This is a genomic window from Veillonella sp. S13054-11 (genome assembly GCF_002959795.1).
In the GTDB taxonomy this organism is placed as follows: Bacteria; Bacillota; Negativicutes; order Veillonellales; family Veillonellaceae; genus Veillonella; species Veillonella parvula_E.
On sequence record NZ_PPCY01000001.1, the window covers coordinates 150,424 to 169,814 of the forward strand.

A 19,391-nucleotide genomic window follows, 5' to 3' on the forward strand; every position below is an offset into this window, starting at 1 on the left:
TATATTATGAGTCATATCACAGATTCCGCTTATATTCGTATATTCCCATACGATTATTAAACAAATATATAAACGGGTATAATAATTTATAAACAATAGGTGCTAAGGACAACATACTTCCTGTAAAATTAATCAATCCAGTCTGTTTAAGCTTAGGATTCATAACTACAATTTCATGACCATCCTTAGTTCCCCATTGAAAAGTAACATCCATTTTACTGAGCATATCATGTTGTTTACTACGTTTTGCCACGTAAGGAGAAATCATATCAAGATATAAGGTAAATTCTTCAAAAGAATCAGTCAGTAAGCCTAAGAATTGCTTCATTTCATCCAGTGTAAGATACATAACTACCCCTTCACTAACAAGCAATAGTTTTCGGCCATTTATCTCAATATTTTTAGTCCACAATTCATCAGTTATAGAGCTCACTACGTTATGTACTCGTTCATGAGGCTCAAAAAATTGTGTACGTGCTTCAATCACTCCGGCAAAATCGATATTATACCAATCAATATAACCGTTGTCGACTCGATAAAACATAGTATCTAAACCGGCACCTAATGATACGACGATACAATCTGGATATAGAGATATAAAGTTTCGTATCTCTTCATCGATTACTTTTGCTCGTCCTAAAATTCCATAATAAGACATCTTAACATCTTTAAATTGATCAAAATCATAATCAATATGCTTTAAAATATCCCAGGATTTCTGATCCTTTAATACAGATTGATCTGACTCATAATCTTTCGCTCTTGCATATAGTGTCAATAATGCCGTTTCGCCTACAGCGTTTAAATCAAGTTTCATAGTTACACCTTCTTTGTAAAAATACAAAATGTAAATGGTGTTCATACCTATGAATGTCTTCAATATACAACTTTTATATTATTTTATTATTATAACACATATGATTTCTAATCAGCATCTATGGTAAAAAAGAACATCGCCACCACATGTTTAGCAAACTAATTTTAGATAAAAATTCTAACCTTAGAGTTAACATAATAGTGACGAGTTCTTTTTGATTCTAATAGTTTATTTTACAATACTACCATAACAAACCCATGTTTGAGCTTTATCGATATGAGCTGGTACAGTTTGACCAATTGATAGGGAGTCATCCTTAGGGAATAAAACCATTTTATTACCAGATGTACGACCGAACCACATGTCTTCATCACGAGGACTTGGTCCCTCTACAATAATATCAAATACTTGTCCTTCCATAGGTTTATTTAATTCATAAGAGATTTCATTTTGTACATCCATCAATGTTTGTAAGCGAACGCGCTTAATCTCTTCTGGAATTTGATCATCCATAGTTGCTGCTGGCGTTCCAGATCGCTTAGAGTAGATAAACGTATACGCCATGTCATAGCGCACATCTTTTAATAATTGTAATGTAGCTTGAAAATCTTCCTCAGTTTCTCCTGGGAAACCTACAATAATATCCGTAGTCACCACCACATCTTTTATTTTTTCACGGCAATAAGAAAGTAATTCTTTATAATGCTCTACCGTGTAATGACGATTCATTTTCTTTAAAATACGATTGGAACCAGATTGAATAGGTAAATGTAAATGCGTCACAATATTGGATGACCTACCAAGAGCATCAATCATAGACTTACTCATATCTTGAGGATGACTTGTCATATAGCGAATACGTTCTATACCAGGAATACCATCAAGAGCATCAATTAATGTACCAAAATCTGTACCATCTTTAAAATCTAGGCCATAAGAGTTTACATTTTGCCCCAATAAAGTGATCTCTTTAAATCCTTTAACCCCTAGGTCTGTAACCTCTTTAACAATGGCCTCTACAGGACGGCTAATCTCTCTACCACGTACATGGGGAACAATACAATAGGTGCAAAATTTATTACAGCCATTCATAATAGGTACCCATGCATAAAAAGAGCCATTTGGTTTTGCCTCTAATTCAGGCAATACAGAGTTATCCATATCTACGCTGATTTGATGCGTATGTCCATGTTGTACTTCTTCAATCATCTCGTTAATATGTTGAATATTATGAGTACCCAATACAATATCAATATGAGGAGCTCGTTTAAACATTTCTGCTTGATTTTTTTGAGCCATACATCCTGTGACGGCGATAATCAAGTTTTTATTATTACGTTTTAGTCTTTTTAGCTCACCTATACGCCCATAAACTTTAGTTTCTGCATTTTCACGCACTGCACAAGTATTTAGCAGAATTAAATCTGCAGTTTCAACATTCTCTGTTGGTATATACCCAACAGATTCCAGCTGATGCGATAATCGCTCAGAGTCGGCGGTATTCATTTGACAACCATAGGTGTAAATATAATAAGACTTCATTCTAACTCCTACACTTTAACAATCTTACGTTTTGTTTCAATAATATTCTTAACTTTAATGGACATGCGTTCAATAGACATGCCGGTAATATATTCAATTTCATTGCGAACAGATTTTTGTACCTGTTGCATCAACGGTTTAACAGGATATCCATGTTCAATAACTACAGCCATATCAACAACAAGACCGTTTTGACCTTTGTCGCTTTTTTTAAAAGAAATTATACTGGTCTCATCGACACCAGCTACTTTTTTTAACCCATTTCTAATCAATTTAATAATTACTTCATCGTCAAAAGTGAGTCGACCATAGTAGCTAAAAGCAGGCCGTACAACAGAACGTTCAAATCCTTCAGAACCAATTTGACCTAAGGTATCTTGATCTTGTTTTTTCAAAGTCCTGCGGCGCCACATGGTTTTGATTGGATCAATCAAATACCCCCTAAAGTGTGGCTTTAATTCCATAGTCGGCACAGGAATTATATGTTTACCCTCTTTAAGACGTGCATGTTGTGCCTTTTCAATTTCCTTAGGTGTTGCAACATCTTCTATACGAATATATCGATCAGGTTCTTGTAAGCCTAAAGCTTTAGTAATCTTCTTAACCATATTATCAGAAGTGCCGATAATCATAAGCTTATTAGGTTTAATCTTATCTAATTGTTCTCGTACGGATTTAACTTGTACTTCGTCTTGAAAAATAGCACGACGAACAGCTTTTAAACGACTAGACTCTTTTTTTGCAGAAAAGCCAGCTACAATTTTATTATCATGAATCAAAATACCATCATCGATGATACATTCAATTTTATTTTCATGAGCAACTACGAGGGCACGATGACTTTTACCTGTGCCACTACTACCTACAAAAGCAACGACTTCCATAGCCTACCTCGTCATTTATAACAAACTAATAAATTCTGATACATCCTTACCAGATACTAAGTAATCACCAAATCTATCAGGTTTCTTGCCTACAATACCATGGTAATCAGAACCACCAGTAATAAATAGCTTATGCTTTTTAGCGAATTCTTTATATCGCTCCACATCATCATCATTATGCTTTGAGTGATATACCTCCATACCATCAAAATCATAATTTAACATTTCCAACACATATTCATCACTAGTAACCAATTTAGGATGAGCCATAACAGCAAGTCCTCCAGCTTTATGTATAATATCAATAATATAAGGAACCTCTACTTTTACCTTAGGAACATAGCAAGGACTATCTTTTCGAAGAATACCTTTAAATACATCATTAATATCCTTGGCATAACCACCATCAATTAAAAGTTTACCAATATGTGGGCGACCATAAGCTTTAGTATCAGGAAATTGTTTAATGAGCTCTTCTTTTGTAATATAATATCCTTCATTGTTACAACGACGGATAATTTCATCGATACGTTCTTCACGTTTTCCTTTAAAAAACGTAATAAAATCGATTAAATCTTTATTATTTTCATCAAAACAATATCCTAAAATATGAATTGACTTATCTTTATAATCAGCACTAAATTCACAGCCATTTACGATTTTAATAGATTCATTAGGATCTAACTTCTTTTGAGCAGCACGCAATGCTTGAATGCCGTCTATTTCATCATGATCGGTTAAAGCCATCATAGATACATTACAGTCTATGGCATGTTGCAATAGATCTTTAGGTGTTTCAACACCATCTGAAAAGATGGAATGCATATGAAAATCTACAAGCATATAGCACCTCCATTCCAAATATTCTATCATTTAATTATGACTTATTTAATCTATTAATTCAAGTTTAGAAAGAAAAATTGCGACCCTAATGAACATTCACTAGAATCGCAATTCTATTATAAGTTTTGAAGCAATTCTGTTACTTTATCAGCTACAGAATCAATAGCACATGGAAGAGCTTCTCCAGACTTACGGATTTGAATTTCTACTTCGTTATTCTCAAGAGTATTTTTACTTACTGTAATGCGAAGTGGATAACCAATCAAATCAGCATCTTTGAACTTAACACCTGCACGATCTTTACGATCATCTAACAATACATCTACACCAGCATTTTGTAATGCAGTATAAATAGTTTGACTAGTAGACATTAATGCTTCGTCTTTTGCATTAATTGGGACAATAACTGCTTCAAATGGAGCGATAGAACGTGGCCAAATAATACCATTTTCATCATGATATTGCTCAATAGCAGCAGCTAGTGTACGAGATACACCGATACCATAGCAACCCATAATCATTGGATTAGGACGACCATTTTGATCTAAGAATGTAGCTTGTAATGCTTCAGAATATTTTGTACCCAATTTAAATACTTGACCTACTTCAATGCCTTTAGCATGTTCTAAAGCACCACCACATTTAGGACACACATCGTCCTTCGTGATCAAACGAATTGGAGCAATAATAATGTCTTCTACATTAAAGTCCCGTTTTGGATTGATATTAACATAGTGAGCATCTTTTTTATTAGCGCCACCACAAACATTGTAAGTTTCCATAACAGATTCATCAACAACAATAGCAAAATCTTCTGTTTGTTTTAAACCAATAGGACTGATGAAGCCAGCTGTTAAACCTACTTTTTCTAATTCTTCTGGTGTAGCCATCTCAGGCTCTACAGAGCCAAGTACGGCATGTTGTACAGCGACTTCATTTACTTCATGGTCACCACGAACGATGGCTAATACCACTTTACCATCAATAGAGAACACTACAGCTTTAATAGTTTTATGTAGTGGTAAGTTTAGCATTTCCGCAACAGCTTCAATAGTGCTAGCATTAGGAGTATCCACAACGGATAACTCTTGAAGAGCTTCTTCGTCTTGTTTCATGATACCAGGCTTGCCGATTTCAATGTTAGCTGCATAATCACACTTAGTACAATATACGATATCAGCCTCACCAGCTTCGGCAATGGCCATGAACTCATGCGTACCACTACCACCTATTGCACCACTATCAGCCTCTACTGGGCGGAATGTAAGACCACAACGTGTAAAAATACGTGTATATGCATCGTACATAGATTTATAGGATTCATCTAAACCGGCTTCATCTACATCAAAAGAATAAGCATCTTTCATAATGAATTCTCGGCTACGCATCAAGCCATAACGTGGACGACGCTCATCACGGAATTTACTTTGAATTTGATATAAGTTAACTGGTAATTGACGATATGAGTTAATCTCATTTTTAACGAGGGTTGTAATCATCTCTTCATGTGTTGGTCCTAGACAGAATTCATTATCATGACGATCATTGATACGCATCATTTCTGCGCCATATGCGTTCCAACGGCCAGACTCTTTCCAAATTTCTGCAGGCTGTAAAATTGGCATCATAATTTCTTGAGCACTAGCACGATCCATTTCTTCACGTACAATAGCTTCAATCTTTTTGATACTTCTCCAACCTAATGGTAAAAAACTATATAAACCATTTGCAGTTTTACGCATAAAACCAGCGCGAAGCATAAGCTGTTGGCTTACTACATCAGCGTCAGATGGAACCTCACGCAATGTAGGTGCATATAATTTAGTGGCTAACATAAAGACTCCTCATCTAAATTTTCTAAATATTGGTCAATTTCTCTAAACAATGTATCTACTAATTCGGCTTCTGGTACAGTCTTAATAACTTTCCCTTTACGGAAAATAATACCTTGACCATCACCACCAGCAATACCAAAGTCGGCCTCACGCGCTTCCCCTGGACCATTTACAACACACCCCATAACGGCAACCTTAATAGGCGCTTTTATGGATGCTAGACGTTCTTCTACAATACCAGCCATATCAAATAAATTTACTTGGCAACGGCCACATGTAGGACAAGATATCATAGTGGCCCCAAAATTTCTTAATCCTAAACTACTTAAAATACTTCTACCTACTTCAATTTCGTGAATTGGATCTCCAGTTAAGGATACCCGTAATGTATCACCAATGCCATCGAGCAATAATGCACCAATCCCCATAGCAGATTTAATAGTGCCTTGTTTAATAGTACCAGCTTCTGTTACCCCTAAATGTAACGGATAAGGAATCTTATCAGATAACTTACGATATGCTTCCACCATTAGAGGTACTTCCGTTGCTTTAATGGATAATTTCATTTGACGATAATCGAGTTTTTCTAAAATTCTTACGTGTTCTAAAGCTGTTTCAACCATACCATCCGCTGTAGGATGTCCTCCATGAGCATCGAGAATATGCTTTGGTAAAGAGCCTGCATTAACACCAATGCGAATTGGGATTTGTTTAGGTTTTGCCTTTTCAATAACGGCTAAAACCTTATCTTCACCACCAATATTTCCTGGATTAATGCGCAATCCATCAACATTATTTTCAATAGCTTCTAAAGCTAATCTATAATCAAAGTGAATATCGGCGATCAAAGGAATTGAAATGCCCGCTCTAACAGCCTTTAAAGCCTTTGCAGATGCCATTGTAGGAACGGCGACACGAACCAGTTCACAACCAGCCTCTGCTAAATGATTAATTTCTGCAATTGCCTTCTCTGTATGTACTGGATCCGTAGTAATCATAGATTGAATACTTACCGGTGCATAATCGCCGATTTTAACTGTACCTACATAGATACCATTTGTTGGTTTACGTACAATCATTGTAATCTCCCATCTGTCTTATAGTAAACGGAAAATATCCTGCGTTGTTACATATAAGAATAATGCTACCATTAAGGCAACCCCAACCATTTGTATATACATAAGAGCTTTAGCAGGTAATCTACGGCCTGTTATAGCTTCCGCCAAGATAATAATCAAGTGACCACCATCTAAAACAGGTAATGGTAAAAGATTAATAACCCCTAAGTTAATACTAAGGAATGCAGCAAAACTTAATAGTGGTGCAAATCCTGATTGTGCAATAGCACCTGCCATTTGGGAAATTCCTACTGGACCAGATAATTCGGCTGCTTGTGTGCCACGAATCATATCGTAAATCCCACTGACCATAGCAACAATAGTTTGCCCCGTCCGACTAACAGCAAGGCTCAAAGATTCACCAATACTATAAGTTTCACGAGTAAAGCTAGGGTAGATGCCAATCTTAGGACTATCTTGTTCCATTTTAGGTATTACCGTAGTCTCTATAGTTTTTCCTTCACGCTCTACAACAACAGTTACACCATGGTTTGCTGTGCCTTGTAAGCTAGGACGAATATCATCCCAAGTACTAATTTTTTTACCATCAATCGTAATAATTCTATCGTTAGCTTCTAAATGAGCCTGTTCTGCAGAACTACCCGCAATAATGTTACCAATTACAGGTTCATTTGTATATGTAAGATTTCCTACAGTCACATTTAGGCCAAAGAAAAGTACAATGGCTAATATAAAGTTAAATACAGCCCCTGCAGAAATAACAATAAATTTTTTCCACGCAGGTTTATTATAAAAGGAGCGCTCATTAAGAGGCTCGTCAGGTGTCATACCAGCAATACGATTAAATCCTCCAAGAGGAATTATACGAATAGAATATAAAGTTTCCCCTTTTTGTACTTTAAATATGGCTGGACCAAAACCTATAGCAAATTCATCAACTTGCATACCTGACATCTTAGCTGTAATAAAATGGCCTAATTCATGAATAAACACGATTAAACCAAATACAAATATTGTGGCTAATGCCGTAATCATATATTCTCCTATAACATCAACGATGTTGCCTTTTCACGGGCCCATCTATCGATGGATAATAAATTATCTAATGTAAAATCATCTTCTGTTCCCATAGATTCAAGAACAGAAGTAACGACTTTATAAATATCACCAAAGGCGATTTTATCTTCTAAAAAGGCATATACTGCCGTTTCATTGGCTGCATTAAATACAGCAGGTTTAAATCCACTAGCACGTCCCACCTCATACGCAAGTCGAAGTGCAGGAAAATCGTCATATCGTGGAGGTAAAAACTCCAATTGTAGAGCTTGAGTAAAATCAAGATGATTCATACTTAAAACTTCACGTTTTGGATACGTCAAAGCATATTGAATGGGCTCGCGCATATCTGGATTACCTATTTGCGCTAATATTGCACCATCCTTCATACGTATCATAGAATGAACAATACTTTGAGGATGTACTACTACATCAATATGATCAAAATCAAAACCAAATAACCAATGAGCTTCTATTACCTCTAAGCCTTTATTGAATAAAGAGGCAGAATCTATAGTTATTTTATTGCCCATATTCCAAGTAGGATGTCGCAAACAATCTGCAGCAGTTGCAGTTTGAATTTTACTAGAATCCCATGTGCGTAAAGGACCACCAGAAGCAGTGACGATTAAAGAATCAACATTGTCACGTTTCTGTCCTTCTAAGCACTGAAATATAGCACTATGTTCACTATCGATAGGTAGGATTTGCACGCCATGTTCTTTAGCTAAAGTCGTAATTAATGGACCTCCAGCAACAAGAGTTTCTTTATTAGCAAGACCTATAGTCTTACCTTGTTTTATAGCTTCCACTGTAGGCTCAATGCCCGCAGCACCTACAATAGCAGTAACAATCATTGTTGCTTCTTGAATTGTAGCTGCTGCAATGAGGGCTTCCTTACCACCTATCAATTTTGTAGGACCTGTATAGCGTGCTTGTAATTCTTTAAAAGCACCTTCATCTACAAGACCCGCCACCAAAGGTTTATATTCTTTAATCTGATGTTCTAAGAGGTCAATATTATGATGTGCCACTAAGGCAACCACCTTGAATTGATCTGGATGTTGAGACACCACATCAAGCGTCTGTGTACCGATTGAGCCAGTACTGCCGATAATACTTAGGTATTTCATAAGTGTACCTCTATGAAATTAGTACGAAAATAGTAATATATATACTAATGTAATAGGAGCCGCAAATAATAAACTATCAAAGCGATCCAATACACCGCCATGACCTGGTAATAATGTACCAGAATCTTTTACATTACATAGTCGTTTAATCTTTGATTCAAACAAATCACCTAATGGTGCTAATATACCGCTAATCATACCTACATGGATTCCCATCCACCAAGGAATGCCAACGATATACGAAAATACTGCACCTGTAAGGATACAGCCGATAAATCCACCAATAAAACCTTCTAGTGTTTTATTAGGGCTAATGGATGGTACTATTTTACGTTTACCAAAAGCTCGACCTGAAAAATATGCAAAGGTATCACTAGCCCAAGTAGTAAACAATAATAACCAAAGTGTAATAGTGCCCCAGTTATATAGTTCAAAAGGCATTGATATATTCATGTAAATTGAATCATGACGAATCAAGAGCAATGAAGTCATACCCATACCAATATATAATAAACCAAATACACTAAAGGATACACTAGACATCGAGTACTTAGTTTCACCAAATGTACACAACATATAATTGGCAAATAAACTTAATACTAAAATAGCTATAGCTATAATATACTGATGACATGCAAGAGCAATCATTAGCAATAAAATGCTAATATATCCCCATATAATGGATATCCGAACACGTTTAGCTTTACCAAGTAATACAAACTCACGCCACCCTAATAAAGCTAAAAGTGTAATTAGCACATCATACACTAATCCACCAAATGTAATGGCCCCTAAGGCAATAATAAAACCAATAACAGCGGTAATAACACGTGTTTTTAACATTTTTTATTCCTCATCACATAAGCCACCAAATCGGCGTTCTCGTTTCTGATATGCCGCCACAGCTTCAAGTAAAGTTTCCTTAGTAAAATCTGGCCAATGCAAATCGGTAAACCAAAATTCAGCATACGCTAGTTGCCATAACAAAAAATTACTAATTCTAAAATCACTACTAGGACGAATTAATAAATCTACATCGCTAAACTCTTTAGTGAATAATTGAGAACTTACATATTCTTCAGTAATTTTGTTCATTGTAATAACGCCATCCGCAACGGATTTTACAATGTCGCGAATAGTTCTAACTATTTCATCACGCCCACCATAGTTAATCGCTAACTGTAATGTGAGGCCTGTATTATTCTGAGTTAATAATTCTGCATCTTGAATGATTTTTTGTAGGTCTTCTGAAAGCCCTCCAATAAAACCAATAAATCGAATGCGTACATTATGTTCATGCATATACTTAACATTATTATTTAAGTATTCTTTTATGAGAGACATAAGTAAAGAAACTTCCTGTTCAGGACGTTTCCAGTTCTCCGTGGAGAAACCATATACCGTAAGAGCTCTAATTCCGATCTCATCTGCGGCCATAACAATTTCTTTTAATACATCTGCACCAGCACGATGCCCCATGGAGCGCGGCATGCCTCTGCGTTTAGCCCATCGTCCATTACCATCCATAATAATAGCAACATGTTGTGGAATTATATTACGATCAATGACAGGCGTATCAGAACGTTTACGGTTAAATAATTTCTTTAGCATAGTCTACCTCGATAGAATTTCCGAAGTCGCTGGCAATCATTGGTCTATATAGTAGTATATGTAAGCACTCATCAACCTTTGTAATACGTGCCACATAAAATCCTTTATCTGAAATTTCAAAGAAGCGATTAAAGGATCCACCAATCATTACCTTAAAAGGAATATGGGCAGCCTGCAAACGAGACTTTGCAAGCTGCCATGGTATTCCAATAAGGCTATTAGAATCAAACATTATACTTCTAATACGTCCTTTTCTTTTACTGCTTTTAACTCATCGATTTGCTTAACTTTAGCATCGGTAAGCTTTTGGATTTGATCTAAACCGTCTTTAGCATCATCTTCAGTAATCGTTTTAGCTTTCTCTTCTTTTTTTAATGCTTCATTTACATCGCGACGAATGTTGCGCACTGCAACTTTTGCATCTTCAGCCTTTTTATGAACTACTTTAACGATTTCTTTACGACGTTCCTCAGTTAATTGAGGAATACTTAAACGAATTTGTGCACCATCATTACCTGGGTTCAAACCTAAATCAGATTGTAAAATTGCTTTTTCAATAGCACCAATCATTGTTTTATCCCAAGGTGCAATCACAATCATGCGAGGTTCAGGCACGGAGATATTCGCAACTTGATTAATGGGTGATGGACTTCCATAATAATCAACCATTACTTTATCAAGTAGTGCTACACTAGCACGGCCTGTACGAATAGATGCGAATTCATGTTTTAAAGCCTCAATAGACTTATTCATGCGGTCTTCTGCTTGTTGTAACAATTCTTTAATTTCCATATGAATTATTCTCCTCGAACAATGGTCCCTATCTCTTCACCTTTAGCAGCTTTTGTAATATTACCAGGAATATCCATGCTAAATACAATAATAGGAATATTGTTATCTTTACATAAAGTTGTGGATGTAGCATCCATTACTTTTAATTCTTTTGTGATAATCTCGTTATATGTTAATTCGTCAAATTTAACGGCATTAGGATTTGTCTTAGGGTCAGAATCATATACGCCATCAGCAAATTTCTTTGCCATTAAAATAGCATCGGCTTCAATTTCAGCGGCCCGTAATGCAGCTGTTGTATCTGTAGAGAAGTAAGGTTTACCAAGGCCAGCACCGAAGATGACGATACGTTTTTTTTCTAAATGACGAATAGCGCGACGACGAATATAAGGTTCTGCAATTTCTTGCATTTCGATAGCCGTTTGTACACGTGTATCTACACCAGCTTGTTCTAATGCATCTTGCAATGCTAAGGAGTTCATCACTGTTGCAAGCATCCCCATATAGTCAGCAGTAGCACGATCCATACCTTGATTGCTACCAGCTAAACCTCTCCATAGGTTACCACCACCAACAACAATTGCGATTTCTAAATCAGTGGATTTTGCTAAAGCAGCAATTTCTTTTGCAAATTCTTCGACAACATCAGGATTAATACCAAAACCTTGTTCACCTGCTAATGCTTCACCACTCAACTTTAAAACAATACGTCGAAAGTTTCTTTTTGCCATATTTTTACTCCTCTATTGCAAAATAAGAGAACACTGTACGGTGTTCTCTTATTGTTTATTAATTATTTACCAACAGATGCCATTACTTCTGCTACGAAGTCATCTTGGCGTTTTTCAATGCCTTCACCTAAACCATAGCGAACAAAACGACGTACGTTGATGTTTTCACCGATTTTTGCAATACTTTCATTAATGATGTCTGTAACAGTTTTATCACCATCTTTAATGAATACTTGTTCTAATAGGCAATTTTCTTTATAGAATTTTTCGATACGGCCAGCAACCATTTTTTCTAAAACAGCTTCAGGTTTTGGTTTGCGACCAGCTTTAACGTCTTCTTCAGCTTCTACTTTAGCTTGTTCCAATAATACTTGTTTTTCATGTTCAATGACTTCAGTAGGAACTTCTTCACGGTTCAAGTATGTAGGATTTACAGCCGCAATTTGCATTGCGATATCGCGTGCTAAATTTTGGAAATCATCAGTTTTTGCAACGAAGTCAGTTTCACAGTTAACTTCCACTAAAACACCGATACGACCACCAGCATGAATGTAGGATTGTACTACACCTTCAGCTGCAATACGACCAGCTTTTTTAGCTGCCGCAGCCAAACCTTTTTCACGAAGAAGGTCAACCGCTTTATCGATATTACCGTCAGTTTCAACCAATGCTTTTTTAGCGTCCATCATACCTGCGCCAGTCATGTCGCGCAATTCTTTTACCAAAGTAGCAGTAATTGCCATTATTTTGTTCCTCCTAGTATTAATTAAGGTAAGGATATAGTCCTTACCCCAATTATATATGTTATAGATTTATCTTTCAAATGCTAATACGACAACGATTAAGCTTTACCGTCTCGAACCATTTCAGCAGAGTCAGCTACCATGTTATCTAATGCTTCTTCGAAGGATTCGCCTTGACGACCTTCAAGAACAGCGTCAGCCATTTTACCAGCCAACAATTTAACAGCACGGATAGCGTCGTCATTTGCTGGAATTGGGAAATCAACTTCATCTGGGTCACAGTTAGTGTCAACTGTTGCAACCACTGGAATGCCCAATTTTTTAGCTTCCGCAATAGCAATTTTTTCTTTTTTAGGATCTACTACGAAAAGAGCACCTGGCATTTTAGGCATATCTTTGATACCACCAAGGTATTTTTCCAATTTATCCATTTCATGACGAAGACCGATAACTTCTTTTTTAGGCAATACTTCGAAAGTACCGTCTTCTGCCATAGCTTCCAATTGTTTTAAACGTTTAATACGAGTTTCAATTGTTTTGAAGTTAGTCAACATACCGCCCAACCAACGTTCGTTAACGAAGAACATGTTAGCACGGATAGCTTCTTCTTTAATAGCTTCTTGAGCTTGTTTTTTAGTACCTACGAACAAGATTACTTCGCCTTGGGAAGCAACTTCACGCAAGAAATTGTAAGCTTCTTCTACTTTTTTAACTGTTTTAGACAAATCAATGATATAAATACCATTGCGTTCAGTGAAGATGAATTTCGCCATTTTAGGGTTCCATCTTCTAGTCTGATGACCAAAGTGTACACCAGCCTCTAATAATTGTTTCATTGATACTACTGCCATTGTGGCACCTCCTGTTAATTAACCTCCGCCGCTTCATCCTTCGGGTCACCCAAAATTAGGCACAGTACCGAAGTCCACTGACGTGCATATTTTTCATACCTAATAATTTTAACAAAAAATCATAGCAAAAGCAAGCAAGGAGTGAGGAATTCTTTAAGTATTCCTCACTCCTTATTTTAAATACATTCTCTTTCTTATTGATGTACGATCTTATGTTCAAATTTGAATTATAGAATATTATGAAACTATTTATTCAATTATTGCGAATGGAGTCAATCATACTTGCACGATTTTCTGCTCCAAACACTGCAGAACCAGCAACTAAAACTGTAGCCCCCGCTCTTTTAATCGGTACACAAGTAATATCGTTAATACCACCGTCCACCTCAATGACTGCCGTTGAATTGTCTACTTCTTCTAACAATATCTTAGCTTGTTTAACTTTTTTTATGGCATTCTTAATAAAAGATTGTCCTCCAAATCCTGGATTCACAGACATAATTAAAATCATATCTAAATCTGCAGCTACATCTTCTAGTAGAGATACAGGTGTACTAGGATTCAATGCTACACCAGCCTTCATCCCACACTGCTTGATATGTTGAATCAAACGATGCATATGAGGTACAGTTTCTTGATGAAAAGTAAAATATTCTACACCAATTTTTGCAAATTCTTCTACATAATCACCAGGATTAGTAACCATCAAATGCACATCAAATGGTAATTTTGTATATGGACGAATGGCTTTCACAATGGGAGCACCAAAGGTTAGATTCGGAACAAAGTGTCCATCCATGATGTCGATATGTAATAAGTCAGCCCCCGCTGCTTCAATAGATTTTAATTCTTCGCTTAACACCGCAAAATTTGCGGAAAGCATAGATGGTGCAATTTTTATCATATTAAAACCTCTTTCGTTGACTTTCTATATCATTACGTATAGACATATAAGCATCATATCGTCCTTGATGAATATGACCAGCTTCTAGAGCAGCTTTAATCCCACAAATGGGTTCATGTTCATGATAGCAAGGATTAAATTTACAAGTATCAACATATTCACCAAATTCTGGGAATAATGTAGGCAATCTTTCAAGGGAAACATCATTAAATTCAATAGCACTAAATCCAGGTGTATCCATGATAAAAGAATCTGCATCTAAACTATATAAAGAAGCGTGACGAGTAGTATGTTTACCACGTTTAATCTTATCACTTACCTCCCCAGTCTGGAAGGCAAATTTGGGGTCTACCGCATTTAAAAGACTACTTTTACCAACACCAGATGGTCCTGCAAAAGCCGTTACCTTATGTTGAAGCACATGACGCAAATCATCAATGCCTGTCATATTATATGTGGATGTCATCAAAACCTCATAGCCGATTGATTTATAAAGATCAACCATAGCTTTCGTCTCTGAATCCATCAAGTCACATTTATTGATACATAGTACGATAGGTATATCCGCATGTTCAATCATAACGAGCATTTTATTGAGTAATAACTCATTAATATCTGGTTCATGGGCAGCCACAACTAATACAACTTGGTCAATATTAGCTACTGCAGGGCGAACCATCGAATTATGACGTTCATGGATGGATTCAACGAACCCATCCTCCGAAATCGTAACGCGGTCCCCTACAAGTAAACTATAGCGTCCTTGCTTAAGTCTGCCACGAACCTTACATTCATGAATGGTACCTGTATCATCTTGTACATAAAAGTACCCATTCATATTTTTGACAACAATGCCTGTAATCATAGTACCTCTTATAATGCAGTTTCTTGCACTAATGCACCATTGAGGTACACCTCAATACGTACATTACCTACACCAGACACTTTTTTAACAACACGATCTCCAGGTTTATTCGTATCATCATAGATTACGGCAGAACCTTCATCATCTTTTACGACAATTTTAAGTTCTTGATTTTTAGAACCAGCTGGTACAGTAACATCTATAGTACCAGTTGTTTTATTACCACTGTTTCCTTCTTTTTTATCGGATTTCTTTTTATCATCTTTGAACTCAGTCGTAAGATTTAATGTGGAACCTTCGTCAATTTCGTCGCCAGCTTTAATGCTTTGCTCTATAACCACAGATTTTTCTTCCACAGATCCAGATACTTGGTTTACACCTAGTTGAATATTACTCAATGTATCACGAGCATCTTTTAATGTCATACCAACAAGATTAGGTACTTTGACTTTCTTAGCCTTCGCTTTATTTACTACGAGATCAATTGTTGTCCCTTTAGACACTTTAGAATCTCCTGAAGGACTCTGAGCAATAATTACACCATCTTTTTTACCATCTACAGATTGTTGTGTTATTTTCCCCACAACTAAACCTAAATCTTTAAGTCGTTGACGGGCTTGATCGACAGTTAAATCAGTTAAATCTGGCACCGTAATATCGCCTACACCTTTAGAAACTACAAGGTGAATTGTCCGTTGCTCTTTAACCTTTTCTCCAGCCCCAGGTGTTTGAGAAATAACTTGACCAGCTGGCACATCAGGATTCGTAACTTCACTTGTAGACACACGCAAATGTTTATCTTCTAAGATATTTTTTGCTACAGAAACTTGTTTGCCTACCACATTAGGTACATCTACTGTTGTATTACTCCAGAAATTTCCGTAGCTTAAGAAAGCACCTAAAAATGCTACTAAAAAAATGACAGCAGCACCTAGAACGATGTATTTTTGTGGAATCGATGCAATTTTACTTAACATACTCTTCTTTTTACCCTCGTCTTTACGTTCTTCTTGAATAGTACTTAGATCTTCAAGTGCTTCAGGATCAACCGCAGGAATCATTTGTGTAGCAAAATCATATGGTTCATGACGTTGTGTTTTCCCCATTGTAAAACCTTGAGATAACCGCAAATCACTGATCATATCAGAGATAGAATCAAAGCGATCTGCAGGATTTTTAGATAATGCCTTCATAACAACAGCTTCTAAAAGCGGAGGGATTGATGGATTATATCGAGTTGGAGGTTCTACCTTCTCACGAACGTGTTTTAATGCTACTGCAATTGGCGTTTCCCCTTCAAATGGTACACGACCTGTAAGCATTTCATACAATACAACACCCAATGAATAGATATCTGTATTTCCATCTACTGGTTTACCACTAGCTTGCTCTGGTGATAAATAGTGTGCAGAACCCAAAATCGAATTCGTATACATAACTGTGTTAGTTGCATTTATTGCACGAGCAATACCAAAGTCAGTTACTTTAACGCGCCCCGTATTGGTAATAATAACATTATGTGGTTTTATATCACAATGAACAATACCCATTGTATGAGCGTGTTCTAAGCCTTCAGCTATGGCAATAGTAAATTTAACAGCCTCATCTATAGACAATCTTCCATGACGAGTTATATATTTTTTTAAGGTTTCACCATCTACATATTCCATAACAATGTAATGTAAATTTTGGTCAAAACCTACATCATACATATTTACAATATTGGGATGATTTAATTTACCTGCCGCTTGTGCTTCTCGTTTAAATCGAGTCACAAATTCATCATCATTTGCAAAATTAGCATGCAATACTTTTATTGCTACTTGTCTACCTAGTAAGGTATCTTCTCCAAGGTATACATCAGCCATTCCACCAACGCCAATTTTATCAACAATACGGTAGCGGTTATCTAGAAGTATGCCTTTTATATTCATAGTACTCATTATTTCTCCATTTCTAGATTAGATTGTTCCCACCACAATGGTCACATTATCTCCTGCTCCGACTTCATATACAGCTTCCATCAATGATTCAATAACCAACATATCATCATCCGTTGATTGTAATGCAGAGGCAATTACATCATCAGATACATAGCCACTTAATCCATCAGTGCAAAGTAAAATACGATCACCGGGAAGAATAGACTCTACACCACTATCAACCTCTAAGATTTCATCAACACCGACTGCACGGGTTAATAAATTACGTTGAGGGTGATTTAGCATTTCATCCTTTGTAATCTCTCCAGCTGTTAATAATTCTTGTACCATAGAATGATCCGTAGTAATTTGTCGTAAATGACCATCTCTATATACATACAAACGACTATCACCAACACTTGCCCAGTAAAGTTGATTACCATTTATAGCTGTAACTACAGCGGTAGTACCCATACCAGCAAGTCGTTCTTCACAAGCAACGCGATTTACAATACGTTGATTAGCGTGAATGATAGCATCACATAAGTCTTGTTGACCTATCGTTTCAAGGGAGGACAAATATTCTTTTATTTCATCTACAGCATAGGTACTTGCAATTTCACCACCGCTATAACCACCCATGCCATCAGTAACAGCACAAATATGGCCATCAATGAAAAAACGGTCCTCGTTACGCTGGCGTACAAGCCCAATTTTACTTAAACCAACAAAATTATTCATGATTCTCCTTTTTCCGACCATGAGCAGCCTTTAACTGTCCACATGCGGCTTGGATTGCATCGCCCATTTCCTTTCGTACCGTTACTGATACGCCATAGGAACTAACGATGTCTTTAAATGTATTCATATTCGTAATAGATGGTTTATATAATTCAATATGTTCATTGCCATTAACTGGGATCAAGTTAACATGACAATTTGGGAAATCTTTACAGATTTTCCCCAAAGCATGAGCATCATCTATAGATGCATTTACAGAATCTATAAGAATATACTCAAAGGTAACACGACGCTGTGTCGTATTATAATAGTATTTTACCGCATCTAAGACTTCCGTCAATTCATAACGTGCCCCAACGGGCATAATACTACGACGAACTTCATTATTTGTAGCATGTAATGAAAGTGCTAAGGTTATTGGCAAACCTTCATCAGCTAATTTATAAATATTAGGAACCCAACCACAAGTGGAAATCGTCATCTTACGATAACTAATATTACAAATCATAGGATCATGTAGTAGTTGTAATGCTTGTAATACATTATCATAATTTTGTAACGGCTCCCCAGCGCCCATAACGACAACAGAGTGTATTTCCTCTTTAGTAAGAGCCCCAAATATGACAACTTGTCCAATAATCTCAGCGACTGTTAAATCTCTGTATAAGCCACCTTGTGTAGAAGCACAGAATACACATCCCATAGCACACCCCACTTGAGAGGAAACACATACAGAATACCCATAGTGTTGCTCCATCAAAACTGCTTCCACACGACTTTGATCTGACATCTCTACAAGTATTTTGCGAGTCTTTCCATCAGGGGCAATAGACTCTGTAATTAATGTAGGTAAAGAAATAACACAATTATCACCTAGCCATTGACGCAAGTCTTTCGGAAATTGTGTCATGTCTTCAAAATCAAAAATATATCTATGATAGATATAGTCAATTAACTGTTTCGCTCGAAACTTTTGTATATTATGGGTCTTAAAGATAGATTGTAATTCTTCTAAAGACTTACCCAATAATTCTATCATGGT

20 protein-coding genes are annotated in these 19,391 nt (G+C 36.5%); all 20 read right to left on the reverse strand.

Annotated elements, in window-relative coordinates:
* Positions 1 to 16: 16 nt before the first annotated feature.
* A complete protein-coding gene (locus VPHSUH08_RS00705) occupies positions 17 to 817 on the reverse strand; it encodes a class I SAM-dependent methyltransferase (protein WP_008600861.1) in 801 nt (266 codons plus the stop codon).
* Between the two features lie 228 nt (positions 818 to 1,045).
* On the reverse strand, positions 1,046 to 2,359 hold the full coding sequence (miaB, locus tag VPHSUH08_RS00710; RefSeq protein WP_004697437.1) for a tRNA (N6-isopentenyl adenosine(37)-C2)-methylthiotransferase MiaB: 1,314 nt from the start codon (positions 2,357 to 2,359) through the stop codon (positions 1,046 to 1,048).
* 8 nt (positions 2,360 to 2,367) lie between these two features.
* Positions 2,368 to 3,243, reverse strand: coding sequence for an Asp23/Gls24 family envelope stress response protein (locus VPHSUH08_RS00715; RefSeq protein WP_004695710.1), 876 nt, complete (start codon positions 3,241 to 3,243; stop codon positions 2,368 to 2,370).
* 15 nt (positions 3,244 to 3,258) lie between these two features.
* Entirely contained in the window at positions 3,259 to 4,086 is an 828-nt protein-coding gene (locus tag VPHSUH08_RS00720; protein ID WP_004695708.1) for a PHP domain-containing protein, read from the reverse strand.
* A gap of 116 nt (positions 4,087 to 4,202) precedes the next feature.
* On the reverse strand, positions 4,203 to 5,921 hold the full coding sequence (locus VPHSUH08_RS00725; protein ID WP_004695705.1) for a proline--tRNA ligase: 1,719 nt from the start codon (positions 5,919 to 5,921) through the stop codon (positions 4,203 to 4,205).
* Positions 5,915 to 7,000 carry a flavodoxin-dependent (E)-4-hydroxy-3-methylbut-2-enyl-diphosphate synthase gene (gene ispG, locus VPHSUH08_RS00730; RefSeq protein WP_004695704.1) on the reverse strand — a complete coding sequence of 362 codons (1,086 nt, stop codon included), beginning with the start codon at positions 6,998 to 7,000 and terminating at the stop codon, positions 5,915 to 5,917. Before ispG ends, VPHSUH08_RS00725 begins: the two co-directional genes overlap by 7 nt.
* A gap of 18 nt (positions 7,001 to 7,018) precedes the next feature.
* Positions 7,019 to 8,035, reverse strand: coding sequence for an RIP metalloprotease RseP (rseP, locus tag VPHSUH08_RS00735; RefSeq protein WP_004697010.1), 1,017 nt, complete (start codon positions 8,033 to 8,035; stop codon positions 7,019 to 7,021).
* A gap of 8 nt (positions 8,036 to 8,043) precedes the next feature.
* Positions 8,044 to 9,189 (reverse strand): 1-deoxy-D-xylulose-5-phosphate reductoisomerase, encoded by a 1,146-nt coding sequence (locus tag VPHSUH08_RS00740; protein WP_004697114.1) that lies wholly within the window; start codon positions 9,187 to 9,189, stop codon positions 8,044 to 8,046.
* 18 nt (positions 9,190 to 9,207) lie between these two features.
* The gene (locus VPHSUH08_RS00745; protein ID WP_004697008.1) at positions 9,208 to 10,032 is read right to left on the reverse strand and encodes a phosphatidate cytidylyltransferase; all 825 of its coding nucleotides are present in this window, start codon (positions 10,030 to 10,032) and stop codon (positions 9,208 to 9,210) included.
* Between the two features lie 3 nt (positions 10,033 to 10,035).
* The gene (locus tag VPHSUH08_RS00750; protein ID WP_004697327.1) at positions 10,036 to 10,800 is read right to left on the reverse strand and encodes an isoprenyl transferase; all 765 of its coding nucleotides are present in this window, start codon (positions 10,798 to 10,800) and stop codon (positions 10,036 to 10,038) included.
* Positions 10,781 to 11,032 (reverse strand): hypothetical protein, encoded by a 252-nt coding sequence (locus VPHSUH08_RS00755; RefSeq protein ID WP_004697100.1) that lies wholly within the window; start codon positions 11,030 to 11,032, stop codon positions 10,781 to 10,783. The genes VPHSUH08_RS00750 and VPHSUH08_RS00755 overlap by 20 nt, the downstream gene beginning before the upstream one ends.
* Positions 11,032 to 11,592 carry a ribosome recycling factor gene (gene frr, locus VPHSUH08_RS00760; protein ID WP_004695693.1) on the reverse strand — a complete coding sequence of 187 codons (561 nt, stop codon included), beginning with the start codon at positions 11,590 to 11,592 and terminating at the stop codon, positions 11,032 to 11,034. The genes VPHSUH08_RS00755 and frr overlap by 1 nt, the downstream gene beginning before the upstream one ends.
* A 5-nt stretch (positions 11,593 to 11,597) precedes the next feature.
* Entirely contained in the window at positions 11,598 to 12,323 is a 726-nt protein-coding gene (pyrH, locus tag VPHSUH08_RS00765; RefSeq protein WP_004697414.1) for a UMP kinase, read from the reverse strand.
* A 62-nt stretch (positions 12,324 to 12,385) separates the two neighbouring features.
* Positions 12,386 to 13,066 carry a translation elongation factor Ts gene (tsf, locus tag VPHSUH08_RS00770; RefSeq protein WP_004697365.1) on the reverse strand — a complete coding sequence of 227 codons (681 nt, stop codon included), beginning with the start codon at positions 13,064 to 13,066 and terminating at the stop codon, positions 12,386 to 12,388.
* A gap of 98 nt (positions 13,067 to 13,164) precedes the next feature.
* Positions 13,165 to 13,917 carry a 30S ribosomal protein S2 gene (rpsB, locus tag VPHSUH08_RS00775; RefSeq protein ID WP_004695687.1) on the reverse strand — a complete coding sequence of 251 codons (753 nt, stop codon included), beginning with the start codon at positions 13,915 to 13,917 and terminating at the stop codon, positions 13,165 to 13,167.
* 253 nt (positions 13,918 to 14,170) lie between these two features.
* Positions 14,171 to 14,821, reverse strand: coding sequence for a ribulose-phosphate 3-epimerase (gene rpe / locus VPHSUH08_RS00780; protein WP_004695686.1), 651 nt, complete (start codon positions 14,819 to 14,821; stop codon positions 14,171 to 14,173).
* A 1-nt stretch (position 14,822) separates the two neighbouring features.
* Positions 14,823 to 15,686 carry a ribosome small subunit-dependent GTPase A gene (gene rsgA / locus VPHSUH08_RS00785; protein ID WP_004696976.1) on the reverse strand — a complete coding sequence of 288 codons (864 nt, stop codon included), beginning with the start codon at positions 15,684 to 15,686 and terminating at the stop codon, positions 14,823 to 14,825.
* 8 nt (positions 15,687 to 15,694) lie between these two features.
* Complete coding sequence (gene pknB, locus VPHSUH08_RS00790) at positions 15,695 to 17,620, reverse strand: Stk1 family PASTA domain-containing Ser/Thr kinase (RefSeq protein ID WP_008600842.1); 1,926 nt, start codon at positions 17,618 to 17,620, stop codon at positions 15,695 to 15,697.
* Between the two features lie 27 nt (positions 17,621 to 17,647).
* Entirely contained in the window at positions 17,648 to 18,349 is a 702-nt protein-coding gene (locus tag VPHSUH08_RS00795) for a Stp1/IreP family PP2C-type Ser/Thr phosphatase (RefSeq protein ID WP_004697417.1), read from the reverse strand.
* Complete coding sequence (rlmN, locus tag VPHSUH08_RS00800) at positions 18,342 to 19,388, reverse strand: 23S rRNA (adenine(2503)-C(2))-methyltransferase RlmN (RefSeq protein ID WP_004695677.1); 1,047 nt, start codon at positions 19,386 to 19,388, stop codon at positions 18,342 to 18,344. The genes VPHSUH08_RS00795 and rlmN overlap by 8 nt, the downstream gene beginning before the upstream one ends.
* Positions 19,389 to 19,391 lie beyond the last annotated feature (3 nt).